This window comes from Bradyrhizobium sp. ISRA436, assembly GCF_029910015.1.
In the GTDB taxonomy this organism is placed as follows: Bacteria; Pseudomonadota; Alphaproteobacteria; order Rhizobiales; family Xanthobacteraceae; genus Bradyrhizobium.
The window spans coordinates 6,861,210-6,879,039 of record NZ_CP094519.1 but is presented as its reverse complement, the minus strand read 5'-3'; the positions used below and the strand labels follow the sequence as shown (position 1 = coordinate 6,879,039).

The window sequence follows — 17,830 nt, the reverse complement described above, 5'->3', positions numbered from 1 at the left end:
AAGCCCCCTGCGACGGTATCGCAGGGGGCCGCGTCATTCGATTTTGGCGGCAGGTCAGCCGCCGACGTCGGCACTGATCACGTCGCCGAACAGTTCCCACCTCTCGCCCTTGAACTTCATCAGCTGGAGCTGGCTGATCGGGGCGAAGTCGGTCGGGCCGGTGTTGATCTTGATGCCGGGCAGCAGCACCTCGGTGCGGAAGTCCTTGAGGCTCGCGGCCTGCTTCATGACGTTCTCGCGGGTGAGATTGTCGCCGCACTGCTTGAGCACCTGGACCAGGGTCTGGGCCACGCCGTAGCCGGTCACGGTGCCGCCATCGAGCTTGTCGCCTTCGGGGAAGTCCTTCGCCATGAAGGCGTAGAATTCCTTCATGCCGGGATCATTGTCCCACTGTTTGTCGGAGGCGTCCTTCAGATAGGCCGCCGAGATGATGTCCTGCGCATTCGCGTAGCCGGCGGGCTTGATCACGCTGCCGACGGAGGCCGATACGTTGTTGAGGAAATGGGTCGGCTTCCACCCAAGCTCTGCGACCTTCTTGATCGCCTGCGCCGCGAATTTCGGCGTTGCGATGTCGATGAAGACGTCGGCGCCGCTCGCCTTCAGCTTGACGATGTGGCTGTCGATGGTCGGCTCAGAGGTCTCGAAGCTCTCCTCGGCGATGATCATGCTCGCGGCCTTCTGGCCGAGCCCGTCCTTCAAGCCCTTCAGATAGTCCTTGCCGTAATCGTCATTCTGATACAGCACGGCGATCTTGGCATTCGGCAGATTCTTCAGGATGTATTTCGCGTAAATCTGGGTCTCGCTCTGGTAGTTGGGCTGCCAGCCCACGGTCCAGGGGAAATCCTTCGGATCGTTCCACTTGGTGGCGCCGGTCGCGACGAACAGCTGCGGCACTTTCTTGGAGTTCATGTATTTCTGGATCGCCGAGTTCGACGGCGTGCCGAGCGAATTGAAGATGAACAGCACCTCGTCGCTCTCGACGAGCTTGCGCGCCTGCTCCACGGCCTTTGGCGGCGAATAGGCGTCGTCATAGGAGATGAAATTGATCTTGCGGCCGTTGATGCCGCCGGCGTCATTGATCTTCTTGAAGTAAGCGGCCTCGGTGCGGCCGATGATGCCGTAGGCGGATGCGGGGCCGCTGTAGGGCATGATGTTGCCGATCTTGATCTCGGTGTCGCTGGCCCCGGTGTCGTATTTCTTCTGGGCAAGCGCCGCACCACCTGATGTGGCGACAAGCGCGAATGCGGCCGCAAGGACCGCCAAGCGTCGAGTAGCGGACATATTAACGTCTCTCTCCCTGTTGTCAGACTGATGTATCGCGGCCTTTTATGTCGAAGGCTCTTTTATTGTTCGACGTGATTATCATTTTGCTGGGGGCGCCTCAATGAAAAGCCCCTGCGACATTGCCGCAGGGGCTGCGTCTTTAGTCTGTCGTTAAGGCTTAACCACCGACATCGCTGCTCAGGATGTCACCAAAGCGCTCCCAGGTCTCGCCCTTGAAACGCATCAGTTGCAGTTGTGAGATGGGCGCGAAATCGGTCGCCGAGGTGTTGACCTTGACGCCCGGTAGCAGGCCGAGAGGTTCGAAGTCCTTCAGGCTGGCCGCCTGCTTCATGACGTTCGCGCGGGTCAGGTTGTCGCCGCAGGCCTTCAGCACGTGAACAAGGCCCTGGGCGACGATGAAGCCATACATCACCGAACCGTCGGCCCGGTTGGCCTCGGGATAGTACTTGTCTAGGAACGCATTCCAGGCCTTCATTGCCGCATCGTTCTTCCATTGCGGATCAGTGGGATCCTTGAAATAGGCCGACGAGATGATGTCCTGCCCATTTTCAAAGCCTGCCGGCTTCATGACGCTGCCGATCGAAGCGGACACGTTGTTGAGGAAGTGCAGCGGTTTCCAGCCGATCTCGGCGTTCTTCTTGATCGCCTGCGCAGCGAATTTCGGCGTGGTGATGTTGAAGAACACGTCAGCGCCGGACGCCTTCAACCTCACGATGTGGGAGTCTATGGTCGGCTCCGTCACCTCGTAGCTGTCCTCGGCGACGATCATCGACGCCCCCTTCTTGCCGAGCCCGTCCTTGAATCCCTTCAGATAGTCCTTGCCGTAGTCATCGTTCTGGTAGAGCACGGCAATCTTGGCGTTCGGATGGTTCTTCAGGATGTACTTGGCATAGATCCTGGATTCGCTCTGATAGTTGGGCTGCCAGCCCATGGTCCAGGGGAAGTCCTTCGGATCGTTCCACTTGGTGGCACCGGTCGCGACGAACAACTGTGGCACCTTCTTCTGGTTCATGTATTTCTGGATCGCCGAGTTCGGCGGGGTCCCGAGCGAGTTGAAGATCAGCAGCACCTCGTCGCTCTCGACCAGCTTGCGCGCCTGCTCCACCGTCTTCGGTGGCGTGTAGGCGTCGTCATAGCTGATGAAGTTGATCTTGCGACCGTTAACGCCGCCCTCGGCGTTGATCTTGCGGAAGAAGGCTTCCTCGGTCTTGCCGATCACCCCGTATGCGGACGCCGGACCGCTATACGGCATGATATTGCCGATCTTGATCTCGGTGTCGGAGGCGCCGGCGTCGTATTTTTTCTGTGCGATGGAGGGGCTCGTGGTCGCTGCGAGCAGTGCGAGCGCGGCCGAAAAGACCCCCAATCGCAGATGGATAGCAGGCATTTTGATCTCCCTTGGATCACGTTGAATGTGTCACGTTTCTTGGATTGGGAGCACTTCGCGGCTCCTCGCGGCATTGAATACCTTTCGCCTGGCACCAGCAACAAAAAGCCCCCCGCGACCGGGTCGCGGGGGGCGTCATTTAGTCGAAGGTGCAAGCCCGGGAACGCCTAGCCGGCGCAAGCTCAGTTGCTCAGGTCGCCCGACATGATGTCGCCGAACAGTTCCCATGTCTCGCCCTTGAAGCGCATCAACTGGAGCTGCTTGATCGGGGCAAAATCGGTCGCCGACGTGTTGACGGTGATGCCCGGCAGCAGCGTGTCGGGAGCAAAGCCCTCCAGGCTCGCCGCCTGCTTCATGACGTTGGCGCGGGTGAGATCGTCACCGCACATCTCCAGCACCTTCACCATGGTCTGCGCCGCGGCGTAACCGAAGGCGATGGCACCGTCGAGCTTGTTGCCTTGCGGATAGTCCTTTTTCAGGAAAGCGAGGAACTTCCGCATGCCGGGGTCCTTGTCCCACTGCGGATCGGAACCGTCCTTGAGAAAGGCTGCGGAGAGGATTCCTTGTGTGTTCTCGAATCCCGACGGCTGCATCACGCCGCCGACAGAGGCTGAGACGTTGGTGACGAATTGCAGCGGCGTCCACGCGATCTCGGCGACCTTCTTGATCGCTTGCGCCGCGAATTTCGGCGTCGTGATGCTGATGAAGGTGTCGGCGCCGGAAGCCTTCAGCTTGACGATGTGATTGTCGATCGTGGGCTCCGAGATCTCGTAGCTTTCCTCGGCGACGATCATCGAGGCCTTGTCGCCAAAGCCATCCTTCAGGCCCTTGAGATAGTCCTTGCCGAAGTCGTCGTTCTGATAGAGCAAGGCGACCTTGGCGTCCGGCTTATGCCTGATGATGTATTTCGCATAGATGTGCGCCTCGTTCTGGTAGCTCGGCTGCCAGCCCATGGTCCAAGGGAATTCCTTGGGGTCGTTCCATTTTGAGGCGCCGGAGGCGACGAACAGCTGCGGCACCTTCTTCTCGTTCATGTATTTCTGGATCGCGGAGTTGGTCGCGGTGCCGAGCGAGTTGAACACCAGCAATACCTGATCGCTCTCGACGAGCTTGCGCGCCTGCTCCACCGTCTTGGCCGGCGAGTAGCTGTCGTCGTAGGAGATGAAGGTGATCTTGCGGCCCCTGATGCCGCCGGACTCATTGATCATCTTGAAGTAGGCGGCCTCGGTCTTGCCGATCACGCCATAGGCCGAGGCGGGACCGCTGTACGGCATGATGTTGCCGATCTTGATCTCGGTGTCGCTGGCCCCGGCGTCGTATGTCTTCTGAGCCATTGCGGCATTACAGCTCGTCACGATCAGCGCGAGCGCCGACGAGAGCGCCGTCAGGGACAGGCGTACTGCTGTCATGGTTTCCCCACCTCTTTTTTTGGTTCGTGCATTCAATACCATCGGCGCCGGGCGTCAACAAAAAGCCCCCGCGACATCAGTCGCGGAGGCTTGTCGTTTTGTTTCTGCACAGCAGCGTTATTCCGAGGCAACGTCGCCCGAAATGATCTCGCCGAACAACTCCCACTTCTGCCCCTTGAAGCGTTGCATCTGCAACTGAGCGATCGGGGCGAAGTCGGTCGCGGAGGTGTTGATCTTGACGCCGGGCAGCAGCGTGTCAGGCGTGAAGTCCTTCAGGCTCGCCGCCTGCTTCATCACATTGGCGCGGGTGAGGTCGTCACCACACATTTCCAGCACCTTGGCCAGCGTTTGCGCCGCGCCATAGCCGTAGACGACGCCGTTGTCGGTCTTGTCGACGCCCGGCATGTACTTGTCGAGGAACGCATTCCACTTCTTCATCCCGGGATCGTTGGCCCATTGCGGGTCGGAGCCATCCTTGGCATAGGCCGCCGAGAGCACGCCCTGGGCATTCTCGAAGCCTGCCGGCTGCATGACGCTGCCGACCGAGATCGAGACGTTGGTGATGATCTGGAGCGGCTTCCAGCCGAGCTCGGCGGTCTTCTTGATGGTCTGCGCCCCGAACTTCGGCGTGGTGTAGATCAACAGCACGTCCGGGTTGGCGGCCTTGATCTTGACGATATGGCCGTCGATCGACGGCTCGGACACCTCGTAGCTCTCCTCCATGATGATGCTGGAGGCCGCCTTGGCGCCGAAGCCGTCCTTGGTGCCCTTGAGGTAGTCTTTGCCGAAATCGTCGTTCTGATAGAGGATCGCGATCTTGGCGTCGGGCTTCTCCTTCATCAGCCATTTGGCATAGATGTGCGCTTCGCTCTGGTAGCTCGGCTGCCAGCCCATGGTCCACGGGAAGTGCTTCGGGTCGTTCCACTTGGTGGCGCCGGTGGCGACGAACAGCTGCGGTATCTTCTTGGAGTTGAGATACTTCTGCATCGCGGTGTTGGACGGCGTACCGAGCGGATTGAAGACGGCGAGCACCTCGTCGCTCTCGACCAGCTTGCGCACCTGCTCGACCGCCTTCGGCGGCGAGTAGCCGTCGTCATAGGTGATGAAGTTGACCTTGCGGCCGTTGATGCCGCCCTGGTCATTGATCATTTTGAAATAGGCTTCTTCAGTCTTGCCGATCACGCCATAGGCGGACGCGGGGCCGCTGTAGGGCATGATGTTGCCGATCTTGATCTCGGTATCGCTTGCCCCGGTATCGTATTTCTTCTGGGCAAACGCGGCAGTGGACGACGCAGCAAAGGCGGCGACCGCCGCGGAAGCCGCGGCGATCCGTAGTGCAAAAAGCATAGTATCTCCTGGTTGGTCTTCTTGGGGGTTCTTAGTTCTTCTTGAACTTCCCGATCAGTTGCTGGGCAACGATCGCAACCTGCCTGGCGCCGTGCGGCACGAGGAAGATGACGAGGAACAGCAGCACGCCGAACACCGCGCCGGAAAGGCCCTTGGAGACGCTCTCGGCGATGTTCGGCACGAAGATGATGAAGGCCGACCCCACGATCGAGCCGGGCAGCCAGCCGACGCCGCCGACCACCATGCCGAGGAACAGCGAGATCGCGAGCTGGATCGTGTAGCCGTCGGGCGCCACGAACTGCACGGCAATGGCCCCGAGACCGCCGGCAACGCCGGTGATGCCGGCGGAGACGCCGAACGCCAGCGTCTTGTAGAGCGAGACGTCGACGCCCATTGCGGAAGCCGCAATCTCGTTGTCGCGGATCGCCATGAAGGCGCGGCCCGAGCGCGAACGCAGGAGGTTCACGGAGGCGACGTAGATCGCGATCGTGATCGCCAGCGTGAAGTAGTAGAGCCACATGTCCTGCGAGATCTTCAGGTGGAGGCCCGACAGCACGCTTTGCAGCACCTCGGGCGCATCCGGCTTGGTCACGACGAGGCCCTGCACGCCGCCGGTCCAGTCCTCGAAATAGCCGAGCTTCAGAAGCTGCGGCATCGCGGTCGCGAGCGCGAAGGTCGCAAGCGCCAAATAGACGCCGGACAGCCGCAGCGCGGGCAGGCCAAACAGGAAGCCGAAGCCAAAGCAGATGACGCCGGCGATTGGCAGCGTCAGGGCATAGTTCATGCCCGCATGCTCCATCAGGATCGCCGACGTGTAGGCGCCGACCGCATAGAACGCGCTCTGTCCGAGCGAGAACTGTCCGCTGCCACCCGTGAGGATGTTCAGCGCCAGCACCGCCAGCCCGTAGATCAGCAGCATCGTCAACTGGAAGATGATGAAGTTCTTGACGAACAGCGGGACGATGAGGAGCACGGCGAGCAGGACGAGCGACGTGCCATAGCCGAGCGTCATGGCGCGCTTGGGCACGGCCTCGACGGCTGGGGCTTCCGTGACGACTTCTTCAGCTGCGCTCATGATCAAACTCGCTTCACGATGGCGCGGCCGAACAGGCCTGCCGGTTTGACGACCAGGACGATGACGATCAGCGCGAGCGCGATCGGAAGTTTCAGTTCGTTGCCGACGCCGGGGATGTAGGTGCCGACCAGGTTCTCGAAGATGCCGACCAAGAAGCCGCCCATCACCGCACCGAACGGGCTGCTCAGGCCGCCGAGCACGGCGGCGGCAAATCCGTAGATCAGCACGCCCAGCATCATGTTCGGCTCGAGGAACACCACCGGCGCGATCATCATGCCGGCGATCGAGCCGATCGCGGCCGCCATGCCCCAACCCAGCGCGATCATCCACGAGGTGTTGATGCCGACCAGCCGCGCCGATTCAGGCAGTGCCGCGGCCGCGCGCATCGCAAGGCCCACCCGGGTGAAGCGGAAGAAGAAGAACAGCAGAACCAGCATCAACAGCGTCACACCGATCATGCCGGCCTGGTGAGTCGAGATCAGCTGGCTGCCGAGGAACGGTGCGGAGCCGAACGGCGTCGGATACTGCTTGATGGTGAAGTCCCAGATCAGGCCGGCGACCGAGTTGATGATCGCGTACAGCGCGATAAACCCGGCGACGTTGGTCAGCACCGGCGCCTTCGCCAGCGGCTTGAACAACAACCGCTCGATCACGATACCGGCGGCGAACGAGAACACGACCGTGATGACAAAGGCGCCCCAGTAGGGCACGCCCCATTGCATCAGCTGCCAGGACACGAAGGTCGAGAACATCGCCATTTCGCCCTGGGCGAAGTTCAGGTGGTCGATGGCCTGGTAGATCATGACCACCGCGAGCGCCATGCAGGCATAGATCGCGCCAGTGGCGATGCCGGCCAGGATCTGGTTGGCAAAAAGCTCCATTGTGCCAGCTCCTCAGTAGCCGAGATAGGATTTGCGGACGTCTTCGTTGTTCGCGATGTCCTTGGCATTTCCCGACATCACGATCCGTCCGGTTTCGATCACATAGGCCTGGTCGGCGAGTTCAAGCGCGAGCTGCGCATTCTGCTCGACCACCAGGATCGTCACCTTTTCCTCACGATTGATCTTGCCGAGGATCCGGAACAGGTCGCGCACGATCAGCGGTGCAAGCCCGAACGACGGCTCGTCGAGCAGCATCAGCCGCGGCCGCAACATCAGCGCGCGGGCGACCGCAAGCATCTGCTGCTCGCCGCCCGAGAGCGTGCCGGCCTGTTGCGAGTAGCGCTCCTTCAGCTTCGGAAAGTGGTCGTACATCCGCTCGATGTCGGCGACGATGTTCTTCTTGTCGGTCCGGGTGATGGCGCCGAGCTGCAGGTTCTCCTCCACCGTCATGGTGGTGAAGGTGCCGCGGCCCTGTGGCACATGCGCGATGCCGAGGCGGACGACGTTCTCGGTCGAGCGGGTGCCGATCGGCTTGCCCTCGAACTCGATCGACCCGGTCGAACGCACCATGTTGCAGATCGCCCGCAACGTCGTGGTCTTGCCGGCGCCGTTGGCGCCGAGCAGTGTGGTCAGCGAGCCTTCGTTGAGCGAGAAGTTGAGGCCGTGCAGGGCCTGGACCTGGCCGTAATAGGCGCGAAGGTCCTTGACGTTGAGCATCGCGGTCATTGGTCCTTGCTCCCCAGATAGGCTTTGATGACATCCGGGTCGGCCTGGATCTGGGCCGGCGTTCCCTCGGCGAGCTTGCGGCCGAAGTTGAGCGCGACGACATGGTCGGCGATCGACATCACGAGGCCCATGTGGTGCTCGACCAGCAGGACTGTGATCCTGCGATCGGCACGGATTTTTCGGATGAGGTCGCCGAGCACATGTACTTCCTCATGGTTGAGGCCGCCGGCCGGCTCGTCGAGCAGCAGGATCTTGGGATCCGCGGCGAGCGCGCGCGCCAGCTCGACCCGTTTCTGGGTGCCGAAGGGCAGGCCGGAGACCACGGTGTGGGCGACATTCTCGAGGTCGAGATAGGCGAGGATCTCGTGCACCTTCCTGTTCATGTCGGCTTCGCCGCGGCGGACCCAGGCAAGGCGGAGCGAGTCGCTGATGATGTCGCTCGAGGTGCGCGCATGGGCGCCGACCCGCACATTGTCGATCACGGAGAGATTGGGAAACAACGCGACGTTCTGGAACGTGCGGCCGATCCCGATCTCGGCGATCCGGTGCGGCGGACGCGTCAGGATGCTCTGGCCTTCCATCAGGATGTCGCCGGACGACGGCTGGTAGAGCCGCGACAGGCAATTGAACAGCGTCGTCTTGCCGGCGCCGTTCGGTCCGATCAGGCCGAGGATATTTCCCTGCCGCATGTCGAAGGACACGCCGTTCAGCGCGATGATGCCGCCGAACACGACGCTGACGTCGCGAACCGCGAGCAGGGGCTGTTGTCCCTGCGCGAGCTGTGCCTGCGTCATCTCGTCTCGCCCGCCATCATTTCGCGGTGCGAGTGACCTTGCGATATGGTTCGCCGGTCGTGATGGAAGCTATCTGATCCCCTCGGCCAAACGTGCAAGTTTCCCTCCTACTCTGGACTTTTTGCTTTCTTCTTTTTTTGATTGCGGCGCCATCCCACCGAGCGCCTGCTCGATGTTCCTTACCATCGCGACAAGGCGAGGTCCAATGTCGTTGCGCAATCTATCTTCCGTGAAGCGGAATGCCGGTGCGCCACAGTTGAAGGCATAAGGACCGGTTCCGTCATTCAGCTTCAATCCAACGCCCACCGCAGCGACATCGTTCTGCCAGTCGCCCGTGGACATCGCGAATCCGTACTTCGCCACCATCTCGCCGGAACGCTCGATGCCGTCGCGCATCTTGGCCCAGCGGCTGCCATAGTGGTCCCGCAGTTCGCGCAATAATGCCGCACGCTCATCCGGCGGCAATGCCCAAATATAGGCACGCCCCATCGCGGTGGTTGCGATGGGTATCCTTGAACCGACGTCCAGTTGCACACCGAGCGTCAGGCCGTTCCGGCTCTGGCCGAAGTAGATCATGCTATGACGGTCGCGGCCACCCACTGCAACAGCCCCGCCGGTCGCGCGCATCACCTCTTCTCGATACGGCTCGGACAAATGCCGAACGCCCAGATTTGCTAGCGCTGCATAGCCGAGCGCCATCGCCGACGGCGCAAGCTGGTACTTCTCGAATTTTGGAACGGGTGTAAGGTAACCCAGCTTGGTCAACGTATAGGTCAGCCGGGAAATGGTTGGCTTCGGCAGTTTGGTGCGCGCCGCAATCTCCTGATTGCCGAGAAGCCCGTCATTGGGTTGGAATGCGCGCAAAACATCCAGTCCGCGGGAAAGCGCGACGACAAAATTGCGATCGGTCGCAACTTTCTTGCCAGAACGTTTCATTCCCTGCCGCTTTGTCATGCTCGTTGACAAGGCTCGTGCTTCAAAATAACCCTCGCTGTCAAGATGTGGAATTTAATTTCGCAGTGCGAAATTAGTCGAAGCATAGCGGCGTGACGCAAGTCGCGCAGCTACTCAACACAAGTTCAAGAACAGCAGCCAGGGAGAGTCCCCGTGAGTGAAGTCGTCAAGCTCGAGCGTCATGACAACATTGCTGTCGTCACGGTTAACAGCCCCCCTGTGAACGCGCTGAGCGCTGCGGTGCGCGGCGGTATTTTCGAATGCATGAAGAGCGCGATTGCCGACCCGCAGGTGCAGGGCATCGTGCTGACCTGCGGTGGCCGCACCTTCATCGCCGGCGCCGACATTACCGAATTCGGCAAGCCGCCGAAGCCGCCCGGTCTCGCCGAAGTGCTGAGCCTGATGGACGACTCGCCGAAGCCGATCGTCGCCGCGATTCACGGCACTGCGCTCGGTGGCGGCCTCGAGGTCGCGCTGGCTTGCCACTACCGTGTTGCCACCAAGGATGCCAGGCTCGGCCTGCCCGAGGTGAAGCTCGGCCTGCTGCCGGGCGCCGGCGGCACTCAGCGGCTGCCGCGCGCGGTCGGGCCGGAGCTCGCCGTCAAGATGATCGTCGGCGGCGATCCGATCAGCGCCGACGCCGCGCTGAAGGCCGGCCTGATCGAGGAGATCGTCGAAGGCCCGGCATCGGGCGGTGAGGCATTTGCGCGCAAGGTGGTCGCCGAGAAGCGTCCGCTGCGCAGGCTGCGTGACGACGACTCCAAGCTCGCCGCGGCCAAGGCTGATCGCTCGATTTTCACCAATGCCGTTGCCGCCATGACCAAGAAGTCGCGCGGGCTCGAGGCGCCGTTCGCGGCCGCCGACGCGGTCGGTGCCGCGATCGACCTGCCGTTCGATGAAGGTCTGAAGAAGGAGCGCGAGGGCTTCCTCAAGCTGGTCTCGAGCGACCAGTCGAAGGCGCAACGCTACGCCTTCTTCGCCGAGCGCGAGGCCGCCAAGATCGCGGGCGTGCCCGACGGCACCAAGGCGCGCCCGGTGACGCGCGTCGCCATCATCGGCGCCGGCACCATGGGCGGCGGCATCGCGATGTCGTTTGCCAATGCCGGCGTTCCGGTCACTCTGATCGAGACCGGCGAGGAGCCGCTCAAGCGCGGCATGGGCATCATGCAGAAGAACTACGAGGCGACCGCGGCGCGCGGTGGCATCCCAGCGGATGCCCCGGCCAAGCGGATGGCGCTGATCAACGGCGTCGTGGGACTCGAGAACGTCAAGGAAGCTGACCTGGTGATCGAGGCCGTGTTCGAGACCATGGCGGTCAAGAAGGAGGTGTTCGGCAAGCTCGACCAGTATGCCAAGCCCGGCGCCGTGCTTGCCTCCAACACCTCGTATCTGAACATTGACGAGATCGCGAAGGAGACCAAGCGTCCGCAGGACGTGCTGGGCATGCACTTCTTCTCGCCGGCCAACGTGATGAAACTGTGCGAGATCGTCCGCGCCGACAAGACCGCGCCGGACGCGCTAGTCACGGCCGTCTCGATCGCCCGCAAGATCGCCAAGGTGCCGGCGGTGGTCGGTGTCTGCGACGGCTTCGTCGGCAATCGCATGCTGGCGCAGCGCGGCAAGCAGGCCGAGAAGCTGTTGTTCGAGGGCGCGCTGCCGCAGCAGGTCGACGCCGTCGTGACCAAGTTCGGCATGCCGATGGGCCCGTTCGCGATGGGCGATCTCGCGGGCCTCGACATCGGCTGGCGCTCGCGCAAGGACCGCGGCATCAAGTCGGAGATCGCGGACGCGCTGTGCGAAGCCGGCCGTTTCGGCCAGAAGACCGGCAAGGGTTACTACAAGTACGAGGCGGGCTCGCGCGCGGCGCTGCCCGATCCGGAGGTCGAGAAGCTGATCGACGAGACCCTGGCGCGCCTTGGCCGCAAGAAGCGCGTGGTGACCGACGACGAGATCCTCGAGCGCATGATGTACCCGATGATCAACGAGGGCGCGAAGATCCTCGCCGAGGGCATCGCGGCACGGCCGAGCGACATCGACGTGGTCTGGCTCTACGGCTATGGCTGGCCGATCTATCGCGGCGGCCCGATGTACTGGGCCGACACGGTGGGCCTGAAGCACATCGCCGATCGTCTCGCCTTCTACGCCAAGGAGACCAACGATCCCTCGCTCGAGCCGGCGCCACTGCTCAAGAAGCTCGCGGACGAGGGCAAGACCTTCGCCTCGCTTGCCGCGCCATCGAAGGCGGCTTGATCACCTTCGGCAATACAACGGCAGTGACAGGGTTCCCTCTCCCCTTGTGGGAGAGGGTTAGGGAGAGGGGTGGCCGCATCGGCACTGCCCGTGTGAACACCTTTCCCCAATCCCTCCCCACAAGGGGGAGGGGAGCCTGAGCACAGTGCTCACCTCACGGTAGTCAGTGTTTTCATGACCTATCCCGGCAAACAATTTTATCCGAAGGGCGTGCACTGGAGCGACGAGATCGCGCGCGGCACGCTGCCGGACCTGCTCTCGACCGCGGCCGCTGAGTTCGGCGTGCGTCCGGTGATCGAATTCCGCGACCGGCCGATCAGCTACAGCGAGCTGGAGGCCCTGGTCGAGACCGTCGCCAGCGCTTTCATGCGCGCGGGCTACGGCAAGGGCGCATCGGTCGCGCTATTTCTCGGCAACACGCCCGATCATCCGATCAATTTCTTCGGCGCGCTGAAAGCGGGCGCCCGCGTCGTGCATCTGTCACCGCTCGACGGCGAGATCGCGCTGTCACACAAGCTCTCCGACTCCGGAGCGCGGGTACTCGTCACCAGCAATCTGTCGGCGCTGCTGCCGACCGCACTGAAATTCCTCGACAAGGGTCTGCTCGACCGTTTGATCGTCTGCGAGGACGACAATTGGGGCAAGGTTGGTACGCCGCAAACCGCATTGCCCGACAACCCTGCGATCATCACGCACAGGCAGTTCATCGACGGTGCGACCAAGCCCGTGCAATGGCCCGCGGTCAACGTCGAGGACGTCGCGCTCCTGCAATATACCGGCGGCACCACCGGTCTGCCGAAAGGCGCAATGCTGAGCCACGGTAATCTCACGGCCGCGGTGTCGATCTACGACGTCTGGGGCAAGCCGGGCCGGCTCGAACGCAATGCGATCGAGCGCGTGATCTGCGTGCTGCCGCTGTTTCATATCTACGCGCTCACCGTCGTGCTGCTGTCGGCAATCCGGCGCGGCCATCTGATCTCGCTGCACCAGCGCTTCGACGTCGAGGCGGTGATGCGCGACATCGAGGTCAAGCGCGCGACCGTCTTCCCGGGCGTGCCGACGATGTGGATCGCGATCGCGGCGCTTCCCGATCTCGACAAGCGCGATCTCTCCTCGCTCGTGGTCGCCGGCTCCGGCGGCGCGCCGCTGCCGGTCGAGGTCGCAAAGATCTTCGAGCGCCGCGTCGGCATGAAGCTGAAGAGCGGCTGGGGCATGACAGAGACCTGTTCGCCCGGCACCGGCCATCCGAAGGAAGGGCCGGAAAAGCCCGGCTCGATCGGGCTGATGCTGCCCGGCATCGAGCTGGACGTGGTGTCGCTCGAGGACTCCACCAAGGTGATGCCGGTCGGCGAGGTCGGCGAAATCCGCATCCGCGGTCCGAACGTCACCAAGGGTTACTGGAACCGGCCGCAGGAGACCGCGGAGGCCTTCGTCGGCGACCGCTTCCTGACCGGCGACATCGGCTACATGGATGCCGACGGCTATTTCTATCTGGTCGACCGCAAGAAGGACATGATCATCTCCGGGGGCTTCAACGTCTATCCGCAGATGATCGAACAGGCGATCTACACGCATTCCGCCGTGCAGGAGGTGATCGTGATCGGCATTCCCGACGATTACCGCGGCGAGGCGGCCAAGGCCTTCATCAAGCTGCGTGACGGCGAAAAGCCATTCTCGATCGACGAGCTGCGCGCGTTCCTCACCGGCAAGGTCGGCAAGCACGAGCTGCCGGCCGCGGTGGAGTTCGTCGCCGAGCTGCCGCGTACCCCAGTCGGCAAGCTGTCGCGCCACGAGCTGCGCGAGCAGCAGCCGAGGACATCCCAACCCACACCCCACCAGACCGCAGCAGGATCCCGCTCATGACCGACGCCGTTATCGTCTCCACCGCCCGCACGCCGATCGGCAAGGCCTATCGCGGCGCGCTCAACGTCACCGAGGGCGCGACCCTGCTCGGGCACGCGATCGGCGAAGCGGTGGCGCGGGCCAAGGTCGATCCGAAGGAGATCGAGGACGTGGTGATGGGCGCGGCGCTGCAGCAGGGCGCGACCGGCGGCAACATCGCGCGCAAGGCGCTGCTGCGCGCCGGGCTGCCGGTGACGGTCGCCGGCACCACCATCGACCGCCAGTGCGCCTCCGGCCTGCAGGCGATCGCGCTCGCGGCACGCTCGGTGATCTTCGACGGCGTCGAGATCGCGGTCGGCGGCGGCGGCGAATCGATCTCGCTGGTGCAGAACGACAAGATGAACACCTTCCACGCCCAGGATCCTGCGTTACTCAAGATCAAGGGCGAGGTCTACATGCCCATGATCGACACCGCCGAGGTGGTCGCCAAGCGCTACAACATCTCACGCGAGAAGCAGGACGAGTATTCGCTGGAGAGCCAGCGCCGTACTGCGGCCGCCCAGCAGGGCGGCAAGTTCAAGGACGAGCTCGCGCCGATCAAGACCACGATGGCGGTCACCGACAAGGCGACCGGCGCGGTGTCGATGAAGGAAGTGACGCTGTCGCAGGACGAGGGCCCGCGGCCCGACACCACGGCTGAAGGCCTCGCCGGCCTCAAGCCGGTCCGCGGCGAGGGGTTCACCATCACTGCCGGCAACGCCAGCCAGCTCTCGGATGGTGCCAGCGCCTCGGTCATCATGAGCGACAAGGAAGCCGCTAAGCGCGGGCTGAAGCCGCTCGGCATCTTCCGCGGCTTCGTCTCTGCCGGCTGCGAACCGGATGAGATGGGCATCGGCCCGGTGTTCGCCGTGCCGCGTCTCCTCAAGCGCCATGGCCTGAAGGTTGACGACATCGATCTTTGGGAGCTGAACGAGGCGTTCGCGGTGCAGGTGCTCTATTGCCGCGACAAGCTCGGCATCGATCCGGAGAAGATCAACGTCAATGGTGGCGCGATTTCGGTCGGCCATCCCTATGGCATGTCGGGAGCCCGGCTCACCGGCCACGCACTGATCGAGGGCCGCCGCCGCAAGGCGAAATACGCCGTCGTCACCATGTGCGTCGGCGGCGGCATGGGCGCGGCCGGTCTGTTCGAGGTGGTGCATTAATTCTGTCGTCCCGGCCAAGCGAAGCGCGAGCCGGGACCCATACGCCGCGGCCCTCGTAAGAGGCACAAGCGGCAGCCGGCTTTACCAGTTGCGATGGCCGGTGGTTGGGTCCCTGCTTTCGCAGGGACGACGGGAAGAGAATGACGAGGCAGTTGAATTTCAAAAGGAGGATCCGATGGATCTCGCTTTTACCAAGGAAGAGATAGCGTTTCGTGAGGAGGTGCGGGAGTTCTTCAAGAACAACGTGCCGCCGGAGACGCGGCGCAAGCTGCAGGAAGGCCGTCATCTGTCGAAAGACGAGATGGTCACCTGGTGGCGTATCCTGAACAAGAAGGGCTGGGGCGTCACCCACTGGCCGAAGGAATACGGCGGCACCGGCTGGAGCAGCGTGCAGCACTACATCTTCAATGAGGAATTGCAGTCCTATCCGGCGCCGCAGCCGCTCGCCTTCGGCGTCAGCATGGTCGGCCCGGTGATCTACACCTTCGGCAACGAAGAGCAGAAGAAGAAGTATCTGCCGCGCATCGCCAATGTCGACGACTGGTGGTGCCAGGGCTTCTCGGAGCCGGGCTCGGGCTCGGACCTCGCCTCGCTGAAGACCAAGGCCGAGCGCAAGGGCGACAAGTGGATCATCAACGGCCAGAAGACCTGGACCACGCTCGCTCAGCACGCCGACATGATCTTCTGCCTCTGCCGCACCGATCCGGCCGCGAAGAAGCAGATGGGCATCTCCTTCATCGTCTTCAGCATGAAGTCGAAGGGCGTCACCGTGCGTCCGATCCAGACCATCGACGGCGGCCACGAGGTCAACGAGGTGTTCTTCGACGACGTCGAGGTGCCCTACGAGAACCTGATTGGCGAGGAGAACAAGGGCTGGGACTACGCAAAGTTCCTGCTCGGCAATGAGCGCACCGGCATCGCCCGGGTCGGCGTGTCGAAGGAGCGGCTGCGCCGCATCCGCGCGCTGGCGTCCAAGGTCGAGGCTGGCGGCCGTCCCGTGATCGAGGATCCGGCGTTCCGCGAGAAGCTCACGGCCTGCGAGATCGAGCTGAAGGCGCTCGAGCTTACCCAGCTCCGCGTCGTCGCCGACGAGGGCAAGCACGGCAAGGGCAAGCCCAATCCGGCGTCGTCGGTGCTCAAGATCAAGGGCTCGGAAATCCAGCAGACCACCACCGAGCTCCTGATGGAGGTGATCGGTCCGTTCGCCGCGCCGTATGACGAGCACGGTGACGCCGGCTCCAACGAGAGCATGGATTGGACCGCGCAGATCGCGCCGAGCTACTTTAACAACCGCAAGGTTTCGATCTACGGCGGCTCCAACGAGATCCAGCGCAACATCATCAGCAAGGCGGTGCTGGGGCTGTAGAGCCACACGTTTCAACTGTCGTCCCCCGCGCAGGCGGGGGACCCAGTACGCCCCAGCGGTCGTGGTTCGCAATGATGGCCGGCGATGACTGGATCCCCGCCTTCGCGGGGATGACGAGCAGAGATCAGGGCAGGCGCCCGCGTGATTTTGGAGAGACGGTAAAATGGATTTTGATCTGACCGAGGAGCAGCGGCTTCTCAAGGACAGCGTCGACGGGCTTCTTGCTGACGCCTACGACTTCGATGCGCGCAAGAAGTACATGAAGGAGAAAGGTGGCTGGAGCAAAGCCATCTGGGGCCGGCTTGCCGAGCAGGGTCTGCTCGGCCTGCCCTTCGCGGAAGCCGATGGCGGCTTCGGTGCCGGCGCGGTCGAGACCATGATCGTGATGGAAGCGCTCGGCAAGGCGCTGTTGGTCGAGCCCTACCTTGCGACGGTCGTGATCGCCGGCGGCTTCCTCCGCCACGGCGGCTCGGCCGAGCAGAAGTCGAAGTACATTCCGGGCATCATCGACGGCAGCAAGACCTTTGCGTTTGCGCAGCTCGAGAAGAACTCGCGCTACGATCTGCACGACGTCGTCACTACGGCGAAGAAGAAAGGCGACGGCTGGGTGATTGACGGCGAGAAGTTCGTGGTGCTCAACGGCGAGGCCGCGGACACGCTGATCGTCACCGCGCGCACCAAGGGTGGCCAGCGCGACAAGGCAGGCATCGGCCTGTTCCTGGTGTCGGCGGACGCCAAGGGCATCACCCGGAAGGGCTATCCGACCCAGGACGGCCTGCACGCAGCCGACATCACCTTCACTAACGTCGAGGTCGGTGCTGACGCTGCGATCGGCGAGCCCGAGAACGGCCTGCCCTTGATCGAGCGCGTGGCGGACGAGGCCCGCACCGCGCTGTGTGCGGAGGCCGTCGGTGCGATGGATGAATCGCTGAAGACCACCGTCGAGTACATCAAGACGCGCAAGCAGTTCGGCGTGGCGATCGGCTCGTTCCAGAGCCTGCAGCACCGCGCTGCCGACATGTTCGTGGCGCTGGAGCAGGCCCGCAGCATGTCGATGTTCGCGACCATGGCGTCCGACTTCGACGATGCCAAGGAGCGCTCGTCCGCGGTCGCGGCCGCCAAGGTGCAGGTCGGCAAGTCGCTGAAGTTCGTCGGACAGCAGTCGATCCAGCTCCATGGCGGCATCGGCATGACCATGGAGGCCAAGATCGGCCACTACTTCAAGCGGCTGACCATGATCGAGAACACGCTCGGCGACACCGATTACCACCTCCGTCGCGTCAGCGAGGGTGGCGGGCTGTTGGCCTGAG

14 protein-coding genes are annotated in these 17,830 nt (G+C 62.9%); 5 read left to right on the top strand and 9 right to left on the bottom strand.

Going from position 1 to position 17,830, the window contains the following annotated elements; translation table 11 throughout:
• Positions 1-54 precede the first annotated feature (54 nt).
• From MTX23_RS31960 to MTX23_RS31920, 9 genes are all read right to left on the bottom strand, one after another.
• Positions 55-1,281 (bottom strand): ABC transporter substrate-binding protein, encoded by a 1,227-nt coding sequence (locus MTX23_RS31960; RefSeq protein WP_280974064.1) that lies wholly within the window; start codon positions 1,279-1,281, stop codon positions 55-57.
• Positions 1,282-1,441: 160 nt separating this feature from the next.
• Positions 1,442-2,671, bottom strand: a complete 1,230-nt coding sequence (locus MTX23_RS31955) for an ABC transporter substrate-binding protein (protein ID WP_280974063.1) — start codon at positions 2,669-2,671, stop codon at positions 1,442-1,444.
• A 182-nt stretch (positions 2,672-2,853) separates the two neighbouring features.
• Positions 2,854-4,080 carry an ABC transporter substrate-binding protein gene (locus MTX23_RS31950; protein WP_280974062.1) on the bottom strand — a complete coding sequence of 409 codons (1,227 nt, stop codon included), beginning with the start codon at positions 4,078-4,080 and terminating at the stop codon, positions 2,854-2,856.
• Between the two features lie 117 nt (positions 4,081-4,197).
• Complete coding sequence (locus tag MTX23_RS31945) at positions 4,198-5,427, bottom strand: ABC transporter substrate-binding protein (RefSeq protein WP_280974061.1); 1,230 nt, start codon at positions 5,425-5,427, stop codon at positions 4,198-4,200.
• A 31-nt stretch (positions 5,428-5,458) separates the two neighbouring features.
• On the bottom strand, positions 5,459-6,502 hold the full coding sequence (locus MTX23_RS31940) for a branched-chain amino acid ABC transporter permease (RefSeq protein ID WP_280974060.1): 1,044 nt from the start codon (positions 6,500-6,502) through the stop codon (positions 5,459-5,461).
• A gap of 2 nt (positions 6,503-6,504) precedes the next feature.
• A complete protein-coding gene (locus tag MTX23_RS31935; protein ID WP_280974059.1) occupies positions 6,505-7,383 on the bottom strand; it encodes a branched-chain amino acid ABC transporter permease in 879 nt (292 codons plus the stop codon).
• Positions 7,384-7,395: 12 nt separating this feature from the next.
• Positions 7,396-8,109, bottom strand: a complete 714-nt coding sequence (locus MTX23_RS31930; protein WP_280974058.1) for an ABC transporter ATP-binding protein — start codon at positions 8,107-8,109, stop codon at positions 7,396-7,398.
• The gene (locus MTX23_RS31925; protein WP_280974057.1) at positions 8,106-8,903 is read right to left on the bottom strand and encodes an ABC transporter ATP-binding protein; all 798 of its coding nucleotides are present in this window, start codon (positions 8,901-8,903) and stop codon (positions 8,106-8,108) included. Before MTX23_RS31925 ends, MTX23_RS31930 begins: the two co-directional genes overlap by 4 nt.
• Positions 8,904-8,972: 69 nt before the next feature.
• A complete protein-coding gene (locus MTX23_RS31920; protein WP_280974056.1) occupies positions 8,973-9,839 on the bottom strand; it encodes an IclR family transcriptional regulator in 867 nt (288 codons plus the stop codon).
• 171 nt (positions 9,840-10,010) lie between these two features.
• Here MTX23_RS31920 and MTX23_RS31915 point away from each other — a divergent pair, with 171 nt between their 5' ends.
• The 5 genes from MTX23_RS31915 (at position 10,011) to pimD (ending at position 17,829) form a co-directional block, all read left to right on the top strand.
• Positions 10,011-12,107 (top strand): 3-hydroxyacyl-CoA dehydrogenase NAD-binding domain-containing protein, encoded by a 2,097-nt coding sequence (locus MTX23_RS31915; protein ID WP_280974055.1) that lies wholly within the window; start codon positions 10,011-10,013, stop codon positions 12,105-12,107.
• Between the two features lie 174 nt (positions 12,108-12,281).
• Entirely contained in the window at positions 12,282-13,970 is a 1,689-nt protein-coding gene (pimA, locus tag MTX23_RS31910; RefSeq protein ID WP_280974054.1) for a dicarboxylate--CoA ligase PimA, read from the top strand.
• The gene (locus tag MTX23_RS31905; protein WP_280974053.1) at positions 13,967-15,154 is read left to right on the top strand and encodes an acetyl-CoA C-acyltransferase; all 1,188 of its coding nucleotides are present in this window, start codon (positions 13,967-13,969) and stop codon (positions 15,152-15,154) included. The genes pimA and MTX23_RS31905 overlap by 4 nt, the downstream gene beginning before the upstream one ends.
• Before the next feature lie 175 nt (positions 15,155-15,329).
• Complete coding sequence (pimC, locus tag MTX23_RS31900; RefSeq protein WP_280974052.1) at positions 15,330-16,520, top strand: pimeloyl-CoA dehydrogenase large subunit; 1,191 nt, start codon at positions 15,330-15,332, stop codon at positions 16,518-16,520.
• A gap of 163 nt (positions 16,521-16,683) precedes the next feature.
• Positions 16,684-17,829: a pimeloyl-CoA dehydrogenase small subunit gene (gene pimD / locus MTX23_RS31895; RefSeq protein ID WP_280974051.1), complete on the top strand. Its 1,146-nt coding sequence runs from the start codon at positions 16,684-16,686 to the stop codon at positions 17,827-17,829.
• The last annotated feature ends 1 nt before the right edge of the window (position 17,830 follow it).

Coding starts and splice junctions, on each gene's coding strand:
- MTX23_RS31945 (WP_280974061.1), bottom strand. CDS start 5,427: ATGCTTTTTGCACTACGGATCGCCGCGGCTTCCGCGGCGGTCGCCGCC.
- pimA (WP_280974054.1), top strand. CDS start 12,282: ATGACCTATCCCGGCAAACAATTTTATCCGAAGGGCGTGCACTGGAGC.
- MTX23_RS31940 (WP_280974060.1), bottom strand. CDS start 6,502: ATGAGCGCAGCTGAAGAAGTCGTCACGGAAGCCCCAGCCGTCGAGGCC.
- MTX23_RS31930 (WP_280974058.1), bottom strand. CDS start 8,109: ATGACCGCGATGCTCAACGTCAAGGACCTTCGCGCCTATTACGGCCAG.
- pimD (WP_280974051.1), top strand. CDS start 16,684: ATGGATTTTGATCTGACCGAGGAGCAGCGGCTTCTCAAGGACAGCGTC.
- MTX23_RS31905 (WP_280974053.1), top strand. CDS start 13,967: ATGACCGACGCCGTTATCGTCTCCACCGCCCGCACGCCGATCGGCAAG.
- MTX23_RS31950 (WP_280974062.1), bottom strand. CDS start 4,080: ATGACAGCAGTACGCCTGTCCCTGACGGCGCTCTCGTCGGCGCTCGCG.
- MTX23_RS31960 (WP_280974064.1), bottom strand. CDS start 1,281: ATGTCCGCTACTCGACGCTTGGCGGTCCTTGCGGCCGCATTCGCGCTT.
- MTX23_RS31935 (WP_280974059.1), bottom strand. CDS start 7,383: ATGGAGCTTTTTGCCAACCAGATCCTGGCCGGCATCGCCACTGGCGCG.
- MTX23_RS31955 (WP_280974063.1), bottom strand. CDS start 2,671: ATGCCTGCTATCCATCTGCGATTGGGGGTCTTTTCGGCCGCGCTCGCA.
- pimC (WP_280974052.1), top strand. CDS start 15,330: ATGGATCTCGCTTTTACCAAGGAAGAGATAGCGTTTCGTGAGGAGGTG.
- MTX23_RS31920 (WP_280974056.1), bottom strand. CDS start 9,839: ATGAAACGTTCTGGCAAGAAAGTTGCGACCGATCGCAATTTTGTCGTC.
- MTX23_RS31925 (WP_280974057.1), bottom strand. CDS start 8,903: ATGACGCAGGCACAGCTCGCGCAGGGACAACAGCCCCTGCTCGCGGTT.